At 49.3% G+C, this 22003-nt stretch carries 21 protein-coding genes; 1 reads left to right on the top strand and 20 read right to left on the bottom strand.

Annotated elements, in window-relative coordinates; genetic code table 11:
* Window positions 1–14: 14 nt before the first annotated feature.
* The 6 genes from HP399_RS07525 to HP399_RS07500 form a co-directional block, all read right to left on the bottom strand.
* Window positions 15–1307: an ABC transporter substrate-binding protein gene (locus HP399_RS07525; protein WP_173620518.1), complete on the bottom strand. Its 1293-nt coding sequence runs from the start codon at window positions 1305–1307 to the stop codon at window positions 15–17.
* Between the two features lie 91 nt (window positions 1308–1398).
* Complete coding sequence (locus tag HP399_RS07520; RefSeq protein WP_173620519.1) at window positions 1399–2157, bottom strand: response regulator transcription factor; 759 nt, start codon at window positions 2155–2157, stop codon at window positions 1399–1401.
* Window positions 2129–3985 carry a cache domain-containing sensor histidine kinase gene (locus HP399_RS07515; RefSeq protein ID WP_173620520.1) on the bottom strand — a complete coding sequence of 619 codons (1857 nt, stop codon included), beginning with the start codon at window positions 3983–3985 and terminating at the stop codon, window positions 2129–2131. The genes HP399_RS07520 and HP399_RS07515 overlap by 29 nt, the downstream gene beginning before the upstream one ends.
* 82 nt (window positions 3986–4067) lie before the next feature.
* Complete coding sequence (locus HP399_RS07510; protein ID WP_173620521.1) at window positions 4068–4460, bottom strand: GNAT family N-acetyltransferase; 393 nt, start codon at window positions 4458–4460, stop codon at window positions 4068–4070.
* 89 nt (window positions 4461–4549) lie between these two features.
* Window positions 4550–5062, bottom strand: coding sequence for a GNAT family N-acetyltransferase (locus tag HP399_RS07505; RefSeq protein ID WP_173620522.1), 513 nt, complete (start codon window positions 5060–5062; stop codon window positions 4550–4552).
* A 93-nt stretch (window positions 5063–5155) separates the two neighbouring features.
* Window positions 5156–5548, bottom strand: a complete 393-nt coding sequence (locus tag HP399_RS07500; RefSeq protein ID WP_173620523.1) for a hypothetical protein — start codon at window positions 5546–5548, stop codon at window positions 5156–5158.
* A gap of 186 nt (window positions 5549–5734) precedes the next feature.
* On the opposite strand from HP399_RS07500, the gene HP399_RS07495 reads away from it, so the two are divergent.
* Window positions 5735–6703, top strand: a complete 969-nt coding sequence (locus HP399_RS07495; protein ID WP_007729630.1) for an MraY family glycosyltransferase — start codon at window positions 5735–5737, stop codon at window positions 6701–6703.
* A gap of 64 nt (window positions 6704–6767) precedes the next feature.
* Here the strand turns inward: HP399_RS07495 and HP399_RS07490 are convergent, their stop codons facing one another.
* The 14 genes from HP399_RS07490 to HP399_RS07425 all read right to left on the bottom strand — a co-directional run bounded on the left by HP399_RS07490 (window position 6768) and on the right by HP399_RS07425 (window position 21992).
* The gene (locus tag HP399_RS07490; RefSeq protein ID WP_173620524.1) at window positions 6768–7631 is read right to left on the bottom strand and encodes a GNAT family N-acetyltransferase; all 864 of its coding nucleotides are present in this window, start codon (window positions 7629–7631) and stop codon (window positions 6768–6770) included.
* Window positions 7632–7656: 25 nt separating this feature from the next.
* Window positions 7657–8376 carry a 3'-5' exonuclease gene (locus HP399_RS07485; protein WP_173620525.1) on the bottom strand — a complete coding sequence of 240 codons (720 nt, stop codon included), beginning with the start codon at window positions 8374–8376 and terminating at the stop codon, window positions 7657–7659.
* A 100-nt stretch (window positions 8377–8476) separates the two neighbouring features.
* Entirely contained in the window at window positions 8477–9652 is a 1176-nt protein-coding gene (locus tag HP399_RS07480) for a sensor histidine kinase (protein ID WP_173620526.1), read from the bottom strand.
* A 143-nt stretch (window positions 9653–9795) separates the two neighbouring features.
* Window positions 9796–11220 carry a serine hydrolase gene (locus tag HP399_RS07475; RefSeq protein ID WP_173620527.1) on the bottom strand — a complete coding sequence of 475 codons (1425 nt, stop codon included), beginning with the start codon at window positions 11218–11220 and terminating at the stop codon, window positions 9796–9798.
* 5 nt (window positions 11221–11225) lie between these two features.
* On the bottom strand, window positions 11226–12116 hold the full coding sequence (locus HP399_RS07470; protein WP_173620528.1) for a serine hydrolase: 891 nt from the start codon (window positions 12114–12116) through the stop codon (window positions 11226–11228).
* 71 nt (window positions 12117–12187) lie between these two features.
* Window positions 12188–13831, bottom strand: coding sequence for a peptide ABC transporter substrate-binding protein (locus tag HP399_RS07465; RefSeq protein ID WP_173620529.1), 1644 nt, complete (start codon window positions 13829–13831; stop codon window positions 12188–12190).
* A gap of 223 nt (window positions 13832–14054) precedes the next feature.
* Window positions 14055–14336, bottom strand: coding sequence for a DUF2325 domain-containing protein (locus tag HP399_RS07460; protein WP_007729617.1), 282 nt, complete (start codon window positions 14334–14336; stop codon window positions 14055–14057).
* A gap of 36 nt (window positions 14337–14372) precedes the next feature.
* Complete coding sequence (locus HP399_RS07455; protein WP_173620530.1) at window positions 14373–14567, bottom strand: YezD family protein; 195 nt, start codon at window positions 14565–14567, stop codon at window positions 14373–14375.
* Between the two features lie 332 nt (window positions 14568–14899).
* On the bottom strand, window positions 14900–15865 hold the full coding sequence (locus HP399_RS07450; protein WP_304502541.1) for an ABC transporter ATP-binding protein: 966 nt from the start codon (window positions 15863–15865) through the stop codon (window positions 14900–14902).
* Window positions 15855–16841 (bottom strand): ABC transporter ATP-binding protein, encoded by a 987-nt coding sequence (locus HP399_RS07445; RefSeq protein ID WP_173620532.1) that lies wholly within the window; start codon window positions 16839–16841, stop codon window positions 15855–15857. Before HP399_RS07445 ends, HP399_RS07450 begins: the two co-directional genes overlap by 11 nt.
* A 309-nt stretch (window positions 16842–17150) precedes the next feature.
* Window positions 17151–18077 (bottom strand): oligopeptide ABC transporter permease, encoded by a 927-nt coding sequence (gene opp4C / locus HP399_RS07440; RefSeq protein ID WP_173620533.1) that lies wholly within the window; start codon window positions 18075–18077, stop codon window positions 17151–17153.
* 11 nt (window positions 18078–18088) lie between these two features.
* The gene (locus HP399_RS07435) at window positions 18089–19045 is read right to left on the bottom strand and encodes an ABC transporter permease (RefSeq protein ID WP_007729598.1); all 957 of its coding nucleotides are present in this window, start codon (window positions 19043–19045) and stop codon (window positions 18089–18091) included.
* 87 nt (window positions 19046–19132) lie between these two features.
* The gene (locus tag HP399_RS07430; protein ID WP_173620534.1) at window positions 19133–20881 is read right to left on the bottom strand and encodes an ABC transporter substrate-binding protein; all 1749 of its coding nucleotides are present in this window, start codon (window positions 20879–20881) and stop codon (window positions 19133–19135) included.
* Window positions 20882–21047: 166 nt separating this feature from the next.
* Window positions 21048–21992: a phosphotransferase family protein gene (locus HP399_RS07425; protein WP_173620535.1), complete on the bottom strand. Its 945-nt coding sequence runs from the start codon at window positions 21990–21992 to the stop codon at window positions 21048–21050.
* Between the last annotated feature and the right edge of the window lie 11 nt (window positions 21993–22003).

Raw genomic sequence — 22003 nt, 5'->3', positions numbered from 1 at the left:
CCGTTGTGGCGAGCTTACTTTTTCAAGATCGGATTTACTTTCTTTTCCAGCGACTTCACGATATCCGCAGGCTGTGCCGTTTGACCGAATAATTGATCAAAACCAGCCAGTATCGTCGTGTCGATTTTTTGCCAATCCACATGGCCTGGCTGCAGGTGTGCCTTAGGCATTTCATCGATAACCGCCTGCTTGATGTGTGCAGGGTCAGGGTTGCCTGGAACATTCAAAAACGGATCGGAATTCAGTACAGACAAGCGCGGCGGTACAAAGTAAGTCGAGGTCTCCTGGACACCCTGCTCACTCGCGAGGAACTTGAGGAATAGCTTGGTCTCCTCCAAATGCTTCGTTCCTTTGAAAATCGAATACCCTGCCTGACCGAGCATCGGTGCCGAGCCTTTTGAACCCGCTGGCATTGGAGCAATGTCCCACTTGAAGTCCTTGATCGTCCGTGCCTTCGAAACGTAGCTGTACACGTCAAAGAACATGCCAATTTTGCCTGATTCAAAGCTGACCTGCTCACCCGCCTTCGGATGCGACCCATCTGTAAACATCATCCGTTGGAGCATGCTGAGTGTCTCCACCCCGTATTGGTCATTCCACGTAAACTGATTCATTTCTTTGTTGAACGGGCCGCTGCCATTTGACCACGAATAGGAAGACAGGATGATCCACGTTTTCCAATCGCGGAAGAAGTTGGCCCCGTAGATTTTGCTCGCCCCGGTTCCGCTCGAGATCGCCTGAGCCGACTTTTCGAATTCCTCCCACGTCCATTTTCCTTCTTTCGCTAGGTCGTTCGGCGATTTCAAGCCTGCCTTCTCAAACAATTCTTTGTTGTAAAACATCACGGTAGGTGGGGTAGAAAACGGCAGTCCGTACAGTTTGTCGTCTTTTCGGAACAGCTCAAGCGTCGACGGAATAAAGTCGTCCAGCTTAAAAGCAGCATCGTTCTTTACATCCGAGACATCTTCCAATATTCCATTCTCCATAAACTGCGGCACCATTCGCTCAGACACCCAACCGATGTCAGGCAGCTCCTGACCAGCAGCGAGCACCGTCACCTTTTGCTGGTAATCGGGGAATGGCACAGATTCCAGCTTCACCTTGATGGTCGGGTTTTGTTGCGTGAATTTTTCAGAGAGCTTCGTATACAGGTCTAGGTGGGCTTGGTTGCCCCATGTCAAAAACGTAAGCTCGACTGCTTCTTTCTTGCCCGCTGGGGAGTCACCGGGAGTCGTCACGGTGTTGCTGCACCCAAATGTAAACGCTGTCAAAGCAGTAGACAATGCCAACAGGATTGCCTTTTTCATGGCGTACCTCCTTATCTGATTTCCCTGTCACCAGTATAAAATTGATCGAATAGTGAGATAAATCACGCGAGATTTAGATTTGGTATGAGATTTAAAGATCTTCACTGCCTACGAGATCTCGGTAGCTCCCGGGTGTCATCCCGACTTCCTTTTTAAATACCAGCATGAAATGCTTCGCGCTCTGATACCCTACTAAGCGGGCAATATCATACACCTTTAGGCTCGTCTCGTGTAAAAGCCGCTTGGCGCGGTTCATCCTCACCTGGGTGATGTAGTCGGAGACATTTTCCCCCGTCTCGGTCTTGAACAATTGACTCAAATAAATCGGATTCAAATGAACAGACTCCGCCAGCGTCTGGAGTCTCAAATCGCCGTCCAAATGATCATGAATGAATGCTTTTACCTTGCGAATGATTTGTCTTTCTTCTCTATGGCTGCCGTCGACGCTGTTTTCTTCTTCCCTGACTTTCTTTTTGCGATCCAGCGCTTGCCTGATTTTTGCGAGCGTGCTCACCAGCTCTAATCGATCAATGGGCTTCAAAAGATAGTCGGAGACTTTGTACTTCAACGCTTTCTGTGCATAGTGAAAATCACCATAGCCACTAATAATCACGATGGGCAGCTCCTCGTACATCTCCCGAATTTTCCCGATGAGCGCCAAGCCGTCGACTTCCCGCATGCGGATATCTGTCACAATCAAATCAGGTATTTCCGTGCGCATATACTGCAGGGCATCCTTTCCATTTTCCGCTTCTGCCATGACAGCAAAACCAGATGCTCCTTTTTCAATTAACGTTTTCAAGCCTTCCCGAATCATTCGTTCATCTTCCACAAGCAATACTTTGTACATCGCGTATTTCTCCCTTCTGAAAATCGAGCGGAATCTTCATCGTAATTTCCGTGCCTTGATCCGGTCTGCTCACAATCGTCAGCCCGTACTCTTCCCCGAACAATAAAGTCAGCCGCTGGGAAATGTTTCGCAATGCTGTCCCATTGTGTGCGTTTCCTGTCATCTCATGCTGCTGCATAGGCGTACGCAGACTTGCGAGCAGACGACTCAATGATTGCTCAGACATTCCCTTGCCATTGTCCCTCACGCTGATTTGCATTACACCCTCCTGACAAAGCGCCGTGAGCCATATCGTCCCTCCCTGTTCCTGACGCTCGATCCCGTGTGCAATTGCATTTTCAAGCAACGGCTGTAGCAGCAGCTTCGGAATACGCTGATCCGACAGGCTCTCTTCCACGTCCATATACACCTGAAGGCGCTCGCCCAGACGAATCTTTTGGATACGGACGTAGGATTCTAACGATACGAGCTCTTGCCTAAGCGTAACGTGCCCATCCTCTCGAACGACCGTATAGCGCATGAGTTTTCCGAGCGAAGAAACCATGTCAGACACATCGTAATTGCCCGAGCGGATCGCCATCATATTGATCGATTCGAGTGTGTTGTAAATAAAATGCGGATTGATCTGGCTCTGCAAGGCCGCCAGCTCCGCCTCCCGCTCACGCAAGCTGCTGAGATACACCTCATTGACAAGGCGGTTGATTTCCTCGACCATCTGATTAAATTGCTCGCTCAGCTTCCCGATCTCGTCTTGGGAATCGACAGGAACTCGTTCATGGAAGTTACCTCGCTTTACTTGCAGCATTTTTTCTTTCAATTGAACGAGCGGCTTGCTGAGTGAATAGGAAAAATAAATCGCGAGCCCGCCAGCGACGAGTAAAAACATCGCCGCAATCAGCATCGTAAAACTGCGCAAGCTATTGGATTCTGCGAGCAGGATATCGAGCGGAATCAGACTGATCACCACAAGCCCCGTCTCTCTCGATTGATGATCCACGAAGAGATATCGCTGACCCTGAATCATCATCTGATTCGCATTTCCACGATTGATCCCGTTAGTTTCTTGCAGCAAAGTACGATAGCCCGGTGAGCCTTCGCTCTCCCTCTTTTCATAAAACAGCTCGTTTCCCTCATTTACGATGATCAAGCTCCCATCCTGGGTAAAAGGCATATCGGACAAGATCTGGTCAAACATGTCCATTTTCATATCGATTTTAATGATTCCGAGCGGTACTTTCGTATATGGCTCTCGCAATAATCGAGCTACTGACACATAGCGCTCACCAGAGGCATCCAAATAATAGCCGGGCCGATGCTGTGGAATAATGACGGCTGCCCCCTGTTCCTTGATCACGCGCGAATACCATCCCTCTTCTGCCAAATCTCCCTTGCTCTTCATGACGGAAGGGTCCAGATTGGAAAAAATCATGCCATTCCCCGCGATGATTTGAATGCCTTTTACTTCCGGTCGGCTATAGGAAAGACTGGATATATACAGCGTCATCTTCTCCCTTTTTTCCATGGAGAGAAAAGAAGTAGCCGACGTATTTGTCTGAATTCCTTTTAAAATGGACAGGACTTCTGGATCGTAGAGCGGCATGAGTGATAAGCGCTTCATCTCCCGAATATTGCGCTCCAGGTTGCGATTGATCTGACCCACAATCTGCCCCGTGTATTCAGCCGTCCTCAATTCCGTTGAAGCCGAAAACTTGTTATACGTGATGATTCCCTGCAAACTTAGCGGGATTGCAATCAAACAGAGAAAAAGCGTGAGAATCTTCACCCGCAGTGTTCCTTGCAAAAAAAACGTCGAGACTTTCCTTTTCATGATGGCCCCTTTCAACTTGTTTGAATAATCAGTATTTTGTTCATCAAAAATCCGTCAGGTCAACATCCTGACGGTCTGTTCCTCAGTCTATTTCGATGCCCATGTAGAGACAATCGTAAAATGTATCCTCTATCAAAAATTCTCTCGTCACCGTACCGAATTCCTTGAAGCCTAGCTTTCTGTACAAGCGAATAGCAGAATCGTTGTCTGAACGGACTTTCAGATTGATTTTTCGTATCACCTTTGATTGCTTGGCCCATTCCAGCAGTGATTCCAGTAGAAGTCTCCCAATCCCTGATCCCCAAAACTCTTTCAAAACGCTAATCCCAAATTCACCTACATGCTGCGTTCTCGATCGGATACCCCCTCGAAAAGTCAGGTTCCCCACAATTCTCCCGTCCACTTCTGCAATTAAAAACAGTTGATTATGAGTTTCTAGACATCTTTTGATCAATTCTTGCGGTCCAAATGACAAATTATAAGAACCTCCCAGCATGGAAACTTTTCATACTATTTAAACAGAAAAACGGACGCCTGTTAACCGTCCGCTTGTAGCTTGTTCGACTATTCCAATGTTTTAAAGTAAAGGACGGTATCATGCAAGCTGCCATCAGCCGCTCGGGCAAACCCCGGAATGCGCCCTGCTTCTTGATAGCCCATCGACTGATACAACTGATTGGACGGATCGCCCGCTCGTGTATCCAAAACGAGGAGGCTGCGGTTTTCAGCAAGGGCCCTTGCCTCCGCCAACAGCATCAGTCCACGCCCAATGCCTTGACGCTGCGCTCTAGGATGAACCATCAGCTTGGCGATTTCTGCCCGATGCAATCCATTTGGACGACTCACCAGATGCAACTGGATGGCTCCGACGATGACATCTTCCTGTACAGCTACCCAAATTTTCACATGTTCATTGGGCACCGAAGTCCAATAGACGCGTGCTTCTTCCAGCTGCATAGGTGGTAAAAAACCAAGGGAAGCCCCATCCTCCACGACATCGACCAGCAACTGGGACAGCTGACGCAGTTCTTCCTCTGAAAACTCGATTCCTTCCCGATAACAAAGCGCTGACTTCATAAGAGCCCCTCCGTATTTGAAGAAGATTTTTTCTCCCTTCTTACACTATAACGGAGAAACCAAAACTATGTAAGATAATCTAACATCACTTGTTTAAGGTCGATATCCGTACATACTGAAAACAAACAGCAAGCATAGATAAATAATCGCTGCGGGTACAATGGTAAGAGCAATGAAAAACCGTTTCTTCACACTGTTAGCTTTTCGAAACAGCCAAAAGTAGATGAACAGCAGGATGAGAAAAAATGGGACAAAATAAAAGCCCAGCATGAATCCCACCCAATCCGAGTTGGTTTCCCAGAACTGCTCTGGAACGGGCACCCGATGATATTCACTATATATCTGTTCTTTACGAGAGATAAATAGGTAGGATAGCACGAGGTAGTAACCGAATATAACGAATTTCAGCCAAGGCTGGATCTGTCTCGCCGCGAGTGTTATGGAAAAGATGATCCCTACGATAAACCATAATGACAAGTATTCCATCTGGATCCCTCCTACGAAGGATTATAGGGATCAGTTCTGTTGGAGATAAGTACCAACTTTTTTTGGTACCTCACCCTAGCATGATTGCAAGAGTCGACAAAATTTGGAATCCTTCCTATAATAGACTTGTCAAACAACACGGTATGCGAGTATCTTTGCATATAGAAAGCTCACTACCTGTAGGAGATGGTCACGATAACGTACGCTCTTTCGTTTTTACTGTCGTTTTGTATCGTTATGGTGCTGATTCCGCCTCTGGCTAAATTGGCATTTCGCCTTGATTTTGTGGACAAGCCACGTAAAGACGTGGAAAGAAAAATTCACCGGGAGCCTATCCCATTGACAGCTAGCTACGCTATTTTTGTCGGCTTTGCTGCATCGTTTTTGCTCTTCTCGAAAGAATCGACCGGGCAAACGATCGCTGTTCTGTCAGGCTCACTACTGCTGCTTATTATTGGTACCATTGATGACTGGTACAAGACGCAAGGCAAGGATTTTTCCGCCCTGCCCAAGCTGATCGTCCAAGTATCAGCCGCCGTGATTGTCTACTTGTCGGGTATTACTTTTTCCGGCTTTTACAATCCATTGAGTGGCGAATACATATTGCTCCCGGAATGGTTGCAGTTCATCCTGACCATCCTGTGGATTTTCGGAGTAACGACGGTCATCAATTTTTCGGATGGCATGGATGGCTTGGCTGGAGGGCTTTCTGCGATCTCCGCAGGCACGCTCTTCGTAGTCGCTTTGGTAAAAGGACAAAGCACTTCTGCGATTATGGCGATCAGTCTGGTCGGTGTTGCCTTGGCTTATCTGCGGTACAACAAGCCGCCGGCCAAAATTTTCATGGGAGATGCAGGCGCGACCTTCCTCGGCTTTATCTTGGCGGTTATCGCGTTGGATGGTGCCTTTAAGCAAGCAACTGTTCTCTCCTTGTTCATTCCGATTTTAGCTCTCGGTGTGCCGATTTTCGATAATCTGTTTGTCGTGACTAAACGCTTCCTGCAAGGAAAGCCGATCTACCAAGCAGATGCCAGCCAGGTTCATTATCGCCTGCTGCGTTCTGGACTCAATCCAAAGCAGGTCGTCACCTTCCTGTGCTTGATCAGTGTTTGCTTTAGTCTGACGTCCATTATCCTGCTCCTGCTCGGAGTATAGGCTATCGGTCACAATGAAAAATGCCGCTCGGGTCTAATCCCTGCGGCATTTTTTTATAAGCGGATTACGCAAAGTCTCTCTTCGCTGTCGTGGTCGTCTGAAACGTCTGGAAGCCTGTCCGTTCGTACAATGCAATCGCAGGTTCGTTGTGAGTACCTGTGACGAGATAGGGCTTCAAGCCCTTTTCCAGCGTCCGGTTCACAAAAAAGTGGACAAGCTCTTTACCATAGCCTTTGCCTTGATGCATGGGATCTACGAACACATCGTAAACCTCGCCATGTCCTGTGATGATCAAGGACCCTACGAATACTCCCTCATGCTCGAACAAATAAATGTCCTCTCTCATCTCACCCAGCAGCCAGTTTTTCCATGCGTTCATCGTTTTCTCAGGATAATCCGCCAAACGGTATGGCTGAAGATCGATGCCTTTGCGCACCTCATAGTAAGCGTCACTCTGCGATTGGATGTACATATCCATATCGGACTCGGTGAATTTTCGTACGTCGAGTGTCGGCGCAGGCCCGATCTCTCCTGTGTATTTCATCAGATGATGTCCCCAGATAGAAGCGAAACCTCTCTTGGCAAAAAAATCAGCACCCTGCCCGTGGTCTACCCGATAGGTAGCCATGACTGACCTCGGCTTCTCCTCGTGCTGTTGCAGTTCCAGCCAAAGCTTATCGAACAGCCGGGAACCGACTCCTCGCTTTCGATGGTCTGGTCTTGTATAGACGTATATTTCTACTGTCCCGTCTTCGCCGGAGGAGTTCAAATCATATGTGCTACAGCCAATGATTTGATCATCTTCCTCCCAGATGTAAACCGTAGCTTCTTCCACGATATCAACAATCTCTTCGGTCCTCCAAAGCATGCCTTCGCCGATCATCGTCACGATTGTCTCTTTGTCAGTTGATTGTGCTTGTCGTATCATCTACGCACTCCTCCGTTCTCTCCCGTTAGCTCTGTTGGACGGTTGCTGCTTCTGCGGCTTTTTCCAACTTCTTGCGATGTTGCAAGCAAGCCTCGCATCTTCTACTTTTTCGCCCGAAAGCCGTGTAGTATTTGCTTTTTTTGCAGGATCGGCACGTAATGTACAACGAGCTCGACAAATTGTAGTTCTCTTCTGGCGTGTTTTCTTTCAACTGTACCGTCTTGTTGTATTTGATGAGCAAATGAGCTGTGTGGATGGCATCAACCAAGGCGGAGTGCAGCCTGCCCTCCTGGATGATTCCTGCCGTGTCGATCGCTTCTTTCAGACTCATCTGTTTGCGATCAGCCAAAAGCATGCTAATTGGCGGCTGGATGTCGTTGTAATTGCGCATCCAGTTGAAGTCCAAGCCAAACCGCGCACAATGCTCGATCATCAGACGCTTGTCGTCTTGCCCCCATGTGCACAGGTAGTATTCAGAATCGTTGCCGATCCACTTCATAAATTCTGCGAATGCCCGGCGAAACGGGATAAAGGTTGGCATGTTCTCTTTATCGAGACCGATGAATTTGCGCGTTCTCTCTGTAATTCTGCGCTCAATGGCTGGAAAGGTGTATCGCTGGAATGTGTCGACCTCCACGCCATTTTTTCCGGGTACGACTTTTGCCGCTCCGATCTCAATAATTTCCGGGATCTTGTCTCTCTGATAAGTCAGTGTCGTTTCAAGGTCAAAAACAATGATCTGCAAGCGTAATCACATCCTGTATGTATTGTCTCTATTATGGCTTGGATTGGGCATAGAAAGCAAAACAAAGACAAAAGCGGCTGCCTGATTGGCAACCACTTTGTTAAAATTCTTTTGCAGGAGGGACAGCGAATAGGATTTCTACTTTCGTCCCTACTCCTACTGTCGATTGGATATTGATCTTACCGCCCATTTCTTCGAGGAGCTTTTTGCATACCGACAGTCCAATCCCGGTCCCTTTTTCCTTCGTTATATAAAAAGGTTCGAATAAGTGCTTTTGGCGTTGCTCGGAAATCCCGCATCCATTATCCTCAATCGTCACACTTACAAATGATTGCATCGAAGAGGTTTCCGTATAAATGGTGACATATCCATTATGGGCTACCGCATCCATTGCATTCTTAATCAGATTCAGGCAAATTTGCTCCACATAGGAAGGAATCGCCCACACCTGAACATGCGGCTCTGCATAACCAAAGGACAACCGCACCTCTTTCTCCATCACGTAATGCTTCGCAAGCTCGTGCACACGCTCCATCAAGGGACGAAGCTCGACGATCTCATTTTGACTGTCCCCCGTTTCATTTTTGCGGGCAAGAATCAAAAAGCTCGTCACCAGATTATTCAAGGACTGCATCTCGTGCTGGCAAATTTGAATGTACTGTTCAAACATCTCCCACCCTCGGCTGCGACCATCGTGTTCTATCGTTTTTCGCATAAGCTGCAAAAACCCATTCACCGCTGTCAGGGGGTTGCGTATTTCATGTGCCATTCCCGCTGCCATCTGCTCAATGATCCCGATTTTTTGCCGATGCAAATGGCTGATCATTTGATCCTTGCAGGCCAAATATCCGCGCATCGCATGGTAGTAACGAATGTTTAATATCTCATGCAGGCGAGACAGTAGCGCATCTCTTATCTCGGCATCCGTACAGGAATGTCTCACACGCTCAAAGATAAGCTGGCGCAGATTGTATAACGTTTGCAGCAGTACTTCCTTTGAAATGTCTCCTTTTGCCCATGTCTCCCCCCAAATGTAGGACTCCACAGACAGTGCGTACAAATACTCGGCGTACTCTTTCTCTTCGGAAAACAATTGCTGCATGACATCCGTCAACATACCGGAAATTCCCATTCGCTGCTGCTGTTCATATTTTCGATAGTAATGGGAAATCGGTCCGCCAAACGAAAGCATGTCCGTCATATGCCCTTCCACGACATCTTCCATCGACAAGAGCAACGACGATAGCCATCTGTCTTTCGCCGCTATCCAATCCATCCTATTCGTCTCCCATTGTTCCTAGATTGCCCCTGCCTTTTTTTCCCATTCGAGAAGAACAATTCGCTAGCAACGGGTGGGTTCCCTTTTGGGGAAGAAAAAAAGGATAAGAACCCTCAGGATTCCTACCCTTGTTTCCCCTTTTAACTTGGCGATTTTGTGGTTTCTCTCGTCAACTGACGCAATCCGTAGCTCATCCTCACTATTTGCCCGTCTTCATCCCGGAAAAACTCAATCCAAGGGATGGAATCTCTTTTTTGGAAAACGAAGCTGTCCTTTTGTACCGGGATCAGTGGATACGAGTGACCATCCACCTCTAGGAATAGCTTGCCTTCGCTTTTGGCTATCGATGCGCTTACCCATTCCTGCGAAGAGTAGCGACCCTCGTACAGTGGCAGCTGCTCATCTGTGACCTCGTATGGATCATAGACATAGACCGGAGCTCCAGCCGGTCTTGCAAAATAACTGTTCAAAAAGCCGAGGACCAACTCTCGGACGCTCACGCCATCGAGATTGACCAGAATCACGCCCGTAATCCCTTGAACCGGAACCGAAAAAATGTGCGAGCTGATTCCCTTCAGCGATCCGCCATGCTCTACCAGTAAGCTATCTGGAAAGGCAGGCGAGACCATCAGACCATAGCCGTAGGAGCGGTGCCCGTCCACACGAGCAAAGGGAGTGAGCATCTCCCGGACACTATCGGCAGACAGAATCGATGTCGGGTTTCTCGTTGCCCCCAAACGAAAGACTTCCAAATAAGCGAGTAAATCATTCACAGTCGATTTGAGGAAACCGGCTGCTCGCATCGCTGGGGCATCGTGCCAGATGGGTGCTGCAATGATTTGGTTTTCGTCCTCGATTTTTTTGTTGGTATACAAAATCGTGACGTCATCCTTGTCAGCCAATTCATCCACGGAGAAAACGGTTCTGTCCATGTCCAGTGGCTGCAAAATATGTGTCGCAACGTAGTTTTCATACGTCTGGTTGCTGACCCGTTCAATGATCGCCCCCAAAAGCCCGTACGCATCGTTGTTGTAGCTAAAGGCACCCCCTGGCTCTGAGAGCGGCTTCCCTTCGAATCCAGCAATGGCTTCCATGACTTCTTCGTAAGTATCCAGATAAGGCACTGTTTTCAGTTCTTCCTCCGCCTTGGTGCCAATGACAGCAGGATCATTCTCCATACTCCGCCTCATTGCACCGTCTAAGTAAGGCATGGGCGCTATTCCAGGCGTATGTGTCATGAAGTGATGTATCGTCATGCGTGCAGTCAGCTCGTGGTCGCCCGCCCGAAATTCAGGCAAATATTTCACGACCGGATCGTGGACAGACAGCTTGCCTGCCTCCTGCAGCTGCATGATCGCAACGCAGGTAAATGATTTGGTGATGGATGCGATGCCAAAAACGGTGTCGAAGGAAAGTGGCAGTTGCTGCTCTCTGTCGCGAAAACCAAACGTCCCCTCGTACAAAAGCTCACCATCACGTGCAACAGCAATAGCGGCGCCCGGAGCCTTTGCCTCGTCCAGCAGCTGCTGTGCATACGCCTGGAACTGTTCCTTCCATGCCGTCATTTTCATCAACTCCCCATTGCTTGCTCATAAATCGCTTTTGCTACACGGGCGATGGTAAGCTCTGCGGCTTCTTTGTCAGTCACACCGCGTGATAGTGCCGTGATCGCAATCATTCCTTTTCCTTCGGGCAAATAAATGATGCCAGCATCATTGACGACTGCATTGACGGTCCCTGTCTTATGCGCGACCTTTGTTCCTTCTGGCAACAAGTACGGCAGACGGCTGTTGTAATGCTGACGTCGCATGATGTCCAGCATCAGCTCGCAGGAGGCTTCCGTGAGAATTTCTTTTCGCACAATCATGATAAGCAGGCGGTTTAGCTCGGCTGGTGTCGCTACGTTATTATCACGGGTAGGCATCGATACATCGTGGATCAATTCGTAATTGCCTGACTCTTCCCGTCGCATGAACTCATCGAACCCTGCTTCCGAAGGTGCAGGCTCATTCATACCTACACAGTGGTTGAGGAGCTCCCAGCAATTATGCCGCAAATGAATCTGCGAAAGCCCCAGCTCATGCATGTGCTCATTCACCTTGTCGATGCCGCCGATCAGTTCGATGATTTTGTCTGTCGCATAGTTATCGCTGACAATCGTCATCAGTGTCGCTAAGTCTTTGACTGTTAAGTCCGCTCCGGCATCCAGCTCTTGCAAAATGCCTGACCCCGGCACGCGATCCTCCCATTTCAGTGTCACACGCTGGTCGAGGCGGATTCGTCCTGCTTCCACTTCGCGCATCAAGGTGACCATGATCGGAATTTTGAATGCACTCGCCAGTTGAAACAACTCTTCATCCAGATGCCCTGCTGTCTCTCCTGTTTCCAGATGCACAGCTGCGATTCCAAAAATACCGGGTGCTTCCTTCAGCACGTTTTCTACTGCTTGCTGCCAAGTCATTAAAATTCCTCCCTCATCGCTCGCGAAACGGCCCACACATGGATTTTTGTGTCGGCCTTTTCTTTTCAGCGCTATTGTTCTTTGTATCCCCACTTGAAGTCGATGTAGCCCAATGGATCGACCGTGATGCCTTTTACCTTTTCATTTTGTACCCACGAATTGACGCTGGAGTACACACCTGTGACCGGCATTTCTTCCATCAAGATGCTCTCCGCTTCGACTAGATACTGATTGCGTTTGGCCTCATCTGGCTCGGCGTACGCCTTTTTCACCAGCTCTACGTACTTCTCGCTAAACCAGAAGGTAGAGTTATTGGAGCTGTACTTCTCCATCATCAACTCCAGGAAGTTGACGGAGTCGTTGTAATCTCCCGTCCAGCCTGTTCGGGAAATCATGTACTTCCCTTGCTCCTGATCGTCAAACATGACCTTCAATTCTTTGTTGATCAGCTTGACGTCCACACCGAGAGATTGTTTCCATTGAGCCTGCAATGCTTCGGCAATCTTCTTATTGAGGTCGGAGGTATTGTAAAGATAGGTGATTTCGGGCAGTTTAGTGATGCCCGTCTCCTTCATTCCTTCTGCCAATAACTGTTTCGCCGTCGCCACATCGTTATCCTTGAAATATCCTTCTGGCTTCAGGGTAGCGGAAAGTGGGACGAAGCCCATCAAGGGAGTCTGTCCGGCCTGACCAATATTTTCTGCGATGTCACTGCGGTTGATCGCGTAGGCAAACGCTTTGCGGATTTTGCTATTCGTAAATGGCGGCTTCTCTGTCTGGAACAAGAGATAGTAGTTGGTGGCACGTTGCATGGTTTGCAGCTTGCCTTCATCGCGCAACGGTCCAATGGCGTCCGCAGGTAGTCCGCTAATCGGGCCGCCAGCCCAATCCAGCTCGCCGCTATTGAACAGCTCCAGCTCGGTATTGGTATCTTCAATCATGGAAAACTCGATTTCGTTAAACTTCACGACATCTTTGTCCCAATAGTGCTCGTTTTTGGCCAGCTCAATCTTGTTTTTATGCTCCCAATTCACCAGCTTGAACGGCCCATTCGTCACGATGGACTCGGGCTTTTTCGCCCAATCGGGATTGGCTTCTACTACCTTTTGGTTGACCGGATAGTAGAAGGTCGCAAGTGTTAGGAAGTAAGGGGTAGGGTTTTCCAAGGTGACTTGCAGTGTCTTGTCATTGACGACTTTGATGCCGACATCCTCCGCTTTCGCCTTTCCTTCGAAAAAGGCGCGGGCATTTTTGATCGGATAGTACTTGTAGGCGGAGCCGCTGGCTGTCTTTGGATTGAGCACGCGCATCCAGCCGAATGCGAAGTCTTGAGCCGTAACCGGGTCGCCATTGCTCCACTTGCTGTCGCGCAATGTAAAGGTATACACCTTTTTGTCCTCCGATACTTGAATGTCGGCTGCAACGGAATTGGCTGGCTTGCCATCCTTGTCCAATCGAACGAGTCCGTCGTACAACGAACGGATGAAGGCACCAGAAATCACATCGTTGGACATGCCTGAATCAAGTGTTTCAGGCTCGGCGGCATTCATGTGCAACGTCTGCTCTGCCGCAGTCTGCACAGTTGCCTGCTGTGCTGGCGCTGGTTGCTGCTGGTTGTCTGGTGCGGTTTGAGTCGGCGTATTGCCGCTGCTACAGCCTGCAAATAGTCCCGTAAGCAAAACGAAGAGACTTGTCACGACAACTGGTCTTTTCATGCTGTACCCCCCTGTTTGAGTTGGATAACCGATTATTGAATAAATATTCTGCAAATTTTATGCCATTCGTGTTTTCGGTTGTTCTTTTGTTGGTTTTATTCAGTGCTGAATACTTTTACCCGAATCGGTCCGACAAGTTTCTACCAGTAGTCTCTGTCACGCAAAAAAGAAGTATTCATCCTTGAATACTTCTATTCATCCGCGCATATTTGGACTGTCCTCTCTAGCTTATCGCTGGTTCATACATGGCTACAGCATCACATGACCGTCGGCAAAATACGATCGGGACGTGCTTTTGCTTCGCCAGCTTCTTTATATTTTTGCTCAAGCTGTGACTCACAAAGTTAATAAAGACAAGAACAAGCTCCGTATCAGAAGGAATCGTCGCCTTCACATCGGATTTTTTGCGACCAGATACGTGATAGACATTCTGGAACCCTTTGTTCTGCAACAAGCTCTCGATTTCTGCTACTCGATCTCCTCCTACCACAAGAACGCCTGCCATAGTCCTTCCTCCTCTCTTTTTTCCACGCCTTTTCTTCTATTTTCCGGTGCGCGCTTGCGAAATCTTTGTCTCAGCCTTTTCCGCAGGGAGTCTGTATTTTTCCGTTCGTTCAATCTGAACGACCTGTGAATCGTGAACCACAATATGTATGGAGCCGTATTCCAGACCATCCAGTGCGCGCGCGATTTTCTCTAATAAGAGATCGTCTAGGGAAATCTCATTTTTTGCCATGGGAAGCCCCCTCCTGTTTCGTAAAATCAATTCATATTAATCATACCAATTTACTTTGTTTTTTGATCTGATAATACCTCTTGATCCCTTAACCGTCAATGTCAAACAGTTTGGGAATCAAGAGGCTTTTCTCACCTCATTTTCCCTCGATTGACGAAAGCCCCCTGCGCAACTAGACAGCTCGATTGTCTTTGTCCTCGCGGGAGCTTTCGGTCGACCGATCAGTTAATTATTTAAAAACCGATACGTTTACTATGATATGAAAATATTACCATATCATTCTGCTATCGGTCAATGCCCGGTGCAGTTCTTCATTCCCCCATTGATTCCCGTTACACCAAGTGACAGGCGACAAATCTGTCGGTGCTAACTTCGCGAAAAGCAGGCACTTCCTGTCGGCAAATGTCCTTCACAAACGGGCAGCGCGTGTGGAATTTGCACCCTGCCGGAGGATTCGCCGGACTTGGCATGTCTCCCTGCAAGACGATACGCTCCCGCTTTTTCTTCGGGATCGGAAGCGGTACAGAGGAGAGCAATGCTTTGGTGTACGGATGAAGCGGCTCCAAAAATAACTCATCCCGAGGTGCCAGCTCCAGCAATGACCCCAAATACATAACGCCGATCCTCGTGCACAGATGCTCCACGACGCTCAAATCATGCGAAATAAATAAGTACGTCAGCTTCCTTTGCTCCTGCAACTCTGCAAACAAATTGATGATTTGGGCTTGGATCGACACATCCAGAGCAGATACTGGCTCATCCGCGACGATAAAATCAGGGTTCATCATAATCGCCCGTGCGATACCGATCCGTTGACGCTGACCGCCCGAGAACTCATGCGGGTACCGATCGACATGATACGGTGCCAATCCACATAATGCCATGACCTCTAAGACTCTTTCCCTGACCTCTGCTTGTGGGAGCAGCCCGTGATCAAGCAGCGCTTCCCCCAGTGCTTCTCCGATTCGGACCCGCGGATTCAGCGAGCTGTACGGGTCTTGAAAAATATATTGCATCCGCGGGCGCAAAGCTCGGAGCTCTTGGCGATTCAAGGCGTGCACATCGATACCCTGGAAGCGGACTTCTCCCTCTGTCTTTTCCAAAAGGCGCAGGATGGTGCGACCTGTCGTGCTTTTTCCGCTTCCGGATTCACCAACCAGCCCGAACGTCTCCCCTTTTTGGATGGAAAAGCTGACGTCATCCACCGCTTTTACATGGCCGATCCTCCTGCCTAAAAGCCCTCCGGTAATCGGGTAGTATTTTTTCAATCGGCGCACTTCCAGCAAGTTATTGTCCACGGGCGATCTCCTCCTCATACAACCAGCACGCGACCTTTCTGCCTTCTCCCCCATCGCGCAGAGGCGGCTGCTTCACCCGGCAAATGTCCAAGCACTGATCGCAGCGGTCAAGAAAATAGCACGATTCACCGAGTGTCGTCGGATTCGGTACTTGACCAGGGATGGAATACAGCTTGGCTCTGCGTTGATTCAACACAGGCTTGGAGCGAAGTAAGCCTTGTGTATACGGATGCTTCGGCTCCTCGAACAGCTTGACAACAGGAGACACCTCTACCACTTTCCCTGCGTACATCACAACTACGTGATCGGCCATTTCCGCTACGACACCCAGATCATGCGTGATAAAAAGAATCGCAGTTTGGGCTTCCTCCTTGATTTTGCGCAGCAGATCGAGAATTTGCGCCTGAATGGTCACATCCAAAGCAGTCGTCGGCTCATCGGCGATCAGCAGGCGGGGATTGCAGGATATTGCGATGGCAATCATAATGCGTTGCAGCATACCCCCGCTCAATTCATGGGGGTACGATTTGGCGATTTCTTTTGCCCGCGGGATTCCGACTAGCTCGATCAACTCAACGGCTCGCGCTTGAGCTACTTTTTTGCTTAGACCTTGATGCTCCACGATCGGCTCCATGATCTGCTCACCGATGGTCAATACGGGATTGAGTGACGACATCGGCTCCTGAAAAATCATTGCCAGCTCATTGCCGCGGAGCTTTCGCATTTCTTCTTTGCTGACTTTTCGCAGATCACGGCCTGCAAACCATATCTCACCCGAAACGATACTGCCTACCGCCTCTGGGATTAGTCCCATCAATGACATGGCTGCCGCGCTTTTGCCGCAGCCCGACTCGCCTACGATGCATACTGTCTCGCCCTCATATACGCGCAGATCGAGGGCATCGACTGCTTTGACCACGCCTTGTTCGGACTTGAAGTAGGTGCTTAAATTTTGGATTTCGACTAAAGCACTCATGCTTGGCTCACCTGCCTTTTCGTGTATTTGAAGGAGCTGTAGTGGAGAGGGAGAAGTGATTTCCAGTCTACGCTTCGGCCTACGCCCCGCAAGGGGTATCACTGTCCGCTTCGGAATAAATGGCGGGAGCGCTTCAAACGTTGAAGTTTCGGGGAAGTAGTCCATAAGTGAAGCTGAAATTCCCCGCCATTTTTTCCGAAGCTAGGATGGGCTCCAGAGGCGCTTGGACTGGAAATCACTTCTCCCTACGCTGCTTCAGTATTCTCTTGAAAGTAGATTCATGATGGCGACAACACTTCAAGCCCACCATCAACGTCTCTGCTTCGGGTCCAAAGCATCTCGTAATCCATCCCCCAGCAGATTAATCGAGATAACGGTAGCAAAAATAGCTATACCCGGAGGAACCCACAGCCACGGTCTTTTCTGAAAATCGATCAGTGTGTTCGCCGCATCCATCATGTTGCCCCATGTGGGTGTTGGTGGGACGACTCCGAGGCCGAAGTACGATAATACAGATTCACTTAGGATCGCACCACCGACGTTCAAGGTGGCAACTACAATCAAGAGCGGTGTCAGATTGGGCAGCAAGTGGAAGAACAACTTGCGTCTGTCGCGCAGACCGAGTACTTCTGCTGCTTGCATGAATTCACTTTCACGCAGGGTGAGCATCTGGCTGCGGACCATTCGCGCCAAGCCGGGCCAGCCGATCAGGCTCAGCATGACCATGACGATGTAAATGCGGTAGTCGGTCGGGATTTTCCACTCGGAGAGGACTGCGCCCATAATAAACAAGAGCGGCAGACCGGGAATGGTCATGAGTACGTCTGCTACCCGCATGATCACTTGATCGACCCACCCACGGTAAAAGCCAGCCAGTGCCCCGAGAAGGGCGCCAATGGAAACGGAGAGCACCATGGAAGCAATGCCGACTGTCAGCGAGATTCGGCCAGCCTGCATCAACCGCGTCAAAATGTCTCTGCCCAAGCTGTCCGTCCCGAGCCAATGGGAGAAGCTTGGCGGCTTGTTGATCATGGCCGTATTAATCTTGCCGGATGCATACGGAGAAAAAAACGGACCGATGAAACATACCACTGCCATGACGAGTAAAAACACAAGTCCAACCATCGCCAGACGCTTCTTTTTCAATCGCAAAAACGCCTCGTGCCACAAGGAAGAACGTAACGCTACCTGCTCTGGTCTCGTCACCTCCGCTACTTCACTTACCGTTGATGCCATCGTTTTCCCTCCTATTTCAACCGAACCCGCGGGTCAGCCACTCTGTACAGCAAATCAGCAGATAAGTTTCCAATGACGGTGAGAATCGCCAGGAACATCGTAAAGCCCATCAAGAGCGGGTAGTCCCGTACAGAAAACGCCTGCATGTACAACTGTCCGACACCGGGCCAGTTAAAGATTTTTTCCGTGATGATCGCCCCACCGAACAATGCTGGCAGCTCAAAGCCTAGCAGTGTAATGGCGGGCAGGAGCGCATTCCGCAGCGCGTGCTTGTGCAGGACGACTTTTTCCTTCAGTCCTTTTGCCCGGGCTGTGCGCACGAAGTCTTGTTGAATAACCTCCAGCATGTTCGTGCGGAAATAGCGAGTCAGCGTCCCCACGCTCAGCAAAGTCAGCACCATCACAGGCAAAAACATGTGCTGAACCACGTCCCACGCATAGGCAAGCCCTGTTTCCTTGCTGCCGATCGTCATCATGCCCCCTGCGGGAAACAGCTTGGCATCAACGGCAAACAACTTGATAAACAGTAGTCCAACGAAAAAGACAGGCAGCGACATCGCAGCAAAAACACCGATCGTCACGAGCGCATCGAACCAGGAATGTTGCCTTGCAGCAGACAGAACTCCGATTGAGATTGCGATCAGCCACGTAAAAAAGGTGGAGGTAATCGCCAGCAAAAACGAATTCCAGATGTAATCGTTCAACAGCGACATCACCGGCTGCTGGTACTGCAGGGAATAACCAAAATCGCCTTGGAGGGCGTTTTTCATCCAGATGAAATACCGTTCGACGACAGGCTTATCCAGCCCGTACATCGCTTTTAGCTCCAGCTTTCGTTCGGCTGTCAGCTTGGGACTCGTATCGACGAAATCACCGGGCGTTAGGGCATACAGGAAAAAAATCAAAATGGATGCGCCGAAGAGCGTCAATGCCATGTAAAAGACCCTTTTCAGGAAGTAGGACGTCATCGTTGGCCTCCTTTCATGCTTGGGGAAAAAAAGAAAGCCCAGCCCCAGGGCCGGGCACAACATTCGTGAGTCAGTTACTCGAACTTGTTACTCCATTTTGATACTAGGCAGGCTGGTCGAAATGCCCGTGAACGGATTCGGTTCCAAGCCCTTGATCTTGCCGTTGTGCGCAGACAAAATTTTGCGGTAGCCGAGGAAGATGTATGGTGGGTCATCGCTCAGCTCTTTGTACAGGTCTTTGTAGATCGCTTTGCGCTTCTCAATGTCCAGCGTAGATAGACCTGCTTCCAACAATTCGTCTACTTTGGCATTGGAGTAGCCATTCGTTCCGGTAAATCCGCTCTTGCCCTTTTTCGTCGAGAAGGCATCTACACCGTCATCTGGATCGATCAGCATTGTGGTCGAGAACGAAGCGAGGTCGTGATCTCCTTTTTCCGTCCGTGCCAAAACGGCGTTGTAGTCCATCATTTCCGCTTCAAACTGGATGCCCAACTCTTTGTAGTTTTCTTTGGCAATCGGGATCAGAACCTCTCCCAGCTTTCCTTTTGTCGTGTAGTAATGCACGACTAGCTTCTGCCCGTCTTTTTCACGGATACCGTCCGCGCCCGGCTTCCAGCCCGCTTCCTCCAGGAGCTGCTTCGCCTTTTCCGGATTGTATGCGTACGGATTGACATCCTCCGTATAGGCCCACGAAACAGGACTGATCGGTACATTGGCGACTTGCGCGTATCCTTGGTAGGTCAAGTCCAAAATCTTTTGGCGATCCAGTCCGTAGATGAAGGCTTGGCGGACGCGCTTGTCTTTGAAAAATGGCTTGGAATGATTGAATTTGATGTACGAATAGGCACTGGATGTGTACAGATTGATATTCACGTATCCCAGCTCTTGCAGCTGCTCAATGTTATCCGAGTTGACGGTAAAGGAGTTGTAATCCATTTCCCCTGTCTGGATGAACTGCAAAGCGTCGCCCTCGGTCGTCTTGTAGATAAAATGTTCGACTTGCGGCTTGCCCGCATAATAGTGTTCGTTTGCGAGATAGCGGACTTCTTGTCCAGGAATGTACGCCTCGAATTTGTAAGGTCCAGCTCCCAATGGCTTGCCATGCAAGGTACGGAGATACTCCAGATTGCCTGGTTTGTACTCCTTGCCGTAGTACGCCTTGGAGAGCACCTGTCCGCCTAACAGGACGAGAGATTTGGCGTTCACTTTCTCCGTCGTGATCTGGATCGTCTGTGGATCAATCACCTTGATTCCTTCGATCGTGTTCGTTTTGCCTTCCTTGTATTCACGACCACCCTTGATACTTGCTATGAAAATGTCCGTTTCACCGTCGTACGTTTTGTCGTGCAGAATCGTCAGTGTAAAGGCTACATCCTCTGCCGTCAGAGGTGAACCATCACTGAATTTCAGATTCGGTCTCAGGTGGAACGTATACGTGAGCTGGTCAGGAGATACGTCCCATTTTTCCGCGAGCTTGGATACTGGCTTTCCTGTCGCATCGACATCCACCAGTGATTCGAAGATCGCTGAGGAGACGTTGCCATCGTAGCCGTTGTGGTAAAAAAACGGGTTAAACACGCCGCCTGGCTCCGTCAATCCCGCAATGAATGTATCGGTTCTTTTGGCTGCTGCTTCCGGCAGCTTGGATAAATCCGTAGCCAAATTGATGCCGTCTTTTATGTCTTGCACCTTGCTGGCAGCGGGTGCTGATGCTTCTGTCGACGGAGTTGCCGTTTGTGTCGAGGTAGCCGGCGCACTGCCTTCGGAGCTGCAACCTGTGACCAGTAGCGTCCCTAGCAACAAAGTTGAAATGATTTGCGAAAGCCTTTTTTTCATGGTGATCCTCCTTCATATCCACTCACATCAGTAAAACCAGCTCCTCCGGTGGTCCGGTCGGATCAAAAGATAATAACTAATAATTCTTACCTGTTTACTATGAATTAGATTATAGGTATCGTCACCGGATCGGTCAACAGTTTTTTCCAAACAAAAAAAACCCCGATTATTCGAGGCTCTCATCAGTGGCATGTCTTTTATACGGAATGCCTAGTTTTTCACACGCCTGCATCACGAATAGAGAATGTCGCTCGCGCATGGTTTTCTCAATACTTTTTTCCAATCCCCAATCAGATAGGTTCGAAGCTGGTCGCAGTGCGGCACACAAATCCCAGTTCGGAAGCTGGGTGTAATCGAGTGTCTTGCTGGCAGATTGGTAGTAAAGGGTAAAGTCATTCATGGCCTCCACTCCAAATGCCCACAAAATCTCCAGTCTGGCATTGCCGAGATCAGATAAGGGGTCGCCGATCGCAGCGTCCTCCCAATCGATGACAGCAGCCAGCTTCTCTTCCTTCCACATCGTATTTCCCGGCCAGAAATCGCCATGCAAAAGCGATGCTGCATTCGCTTGCGACAGTGGCCAAACGGACTCCAGCACTTCGCGAATGAGTCCCTCATCCAATGATTTGTCCAGGATCGTAGGTCTTTTGTGGAGCTTTTCCGTTATCGCTTCTTCTTGTTTTGGCAAATAAGTACCCGCCAGTCTAGAAGTGTCTACCGAATGGATGCGAGTCAGCACCTCAGCTGCTTGTTGCAAAAAGCTGGACAAGTCGGCTGGTGCAGTGACTGTCTGTCCTTCTATGAATTCGATGACAAGACACGGTGTGGGAAACATATCGCTGGATGCTTCGAGGTGATAAGGCGTTGGAGTCGGCAAGCCAGCGGACTTCAGTATTTGCAAAAGTTTGAATTCATCTGATGCGATCTGCGGATTTCGCTTGAGGTCAGCCTGACCGTGCTCGCGGACGACTACTTTTTTCTTTGTGCCGTCAGGGGTCTCTATTTCTAGCGCGGTGACCTGTGCAGAGATCCCTCCTTTTAGCTCCCATGCACGAAGGAGCTTGGCTGACGGATTCATGTTATGTATCAGGCGCGTCCATTTCTCATCCATTATTTTTTCCA

This window comes from Brevibacillus sp. DP1.3A, from assembly GCF_013284245.2.
In the GTDB taxonomy this organism is placed as follows: Bacteria; Bacillota; Bacilli; order Brevibacillales; family Brevibacillaceae; genus Brevibacillus.
Note: the sequence above shows the minus strand (reverse complement) of the source record. Positions and strands in the feature narration are given on the sequence as shown.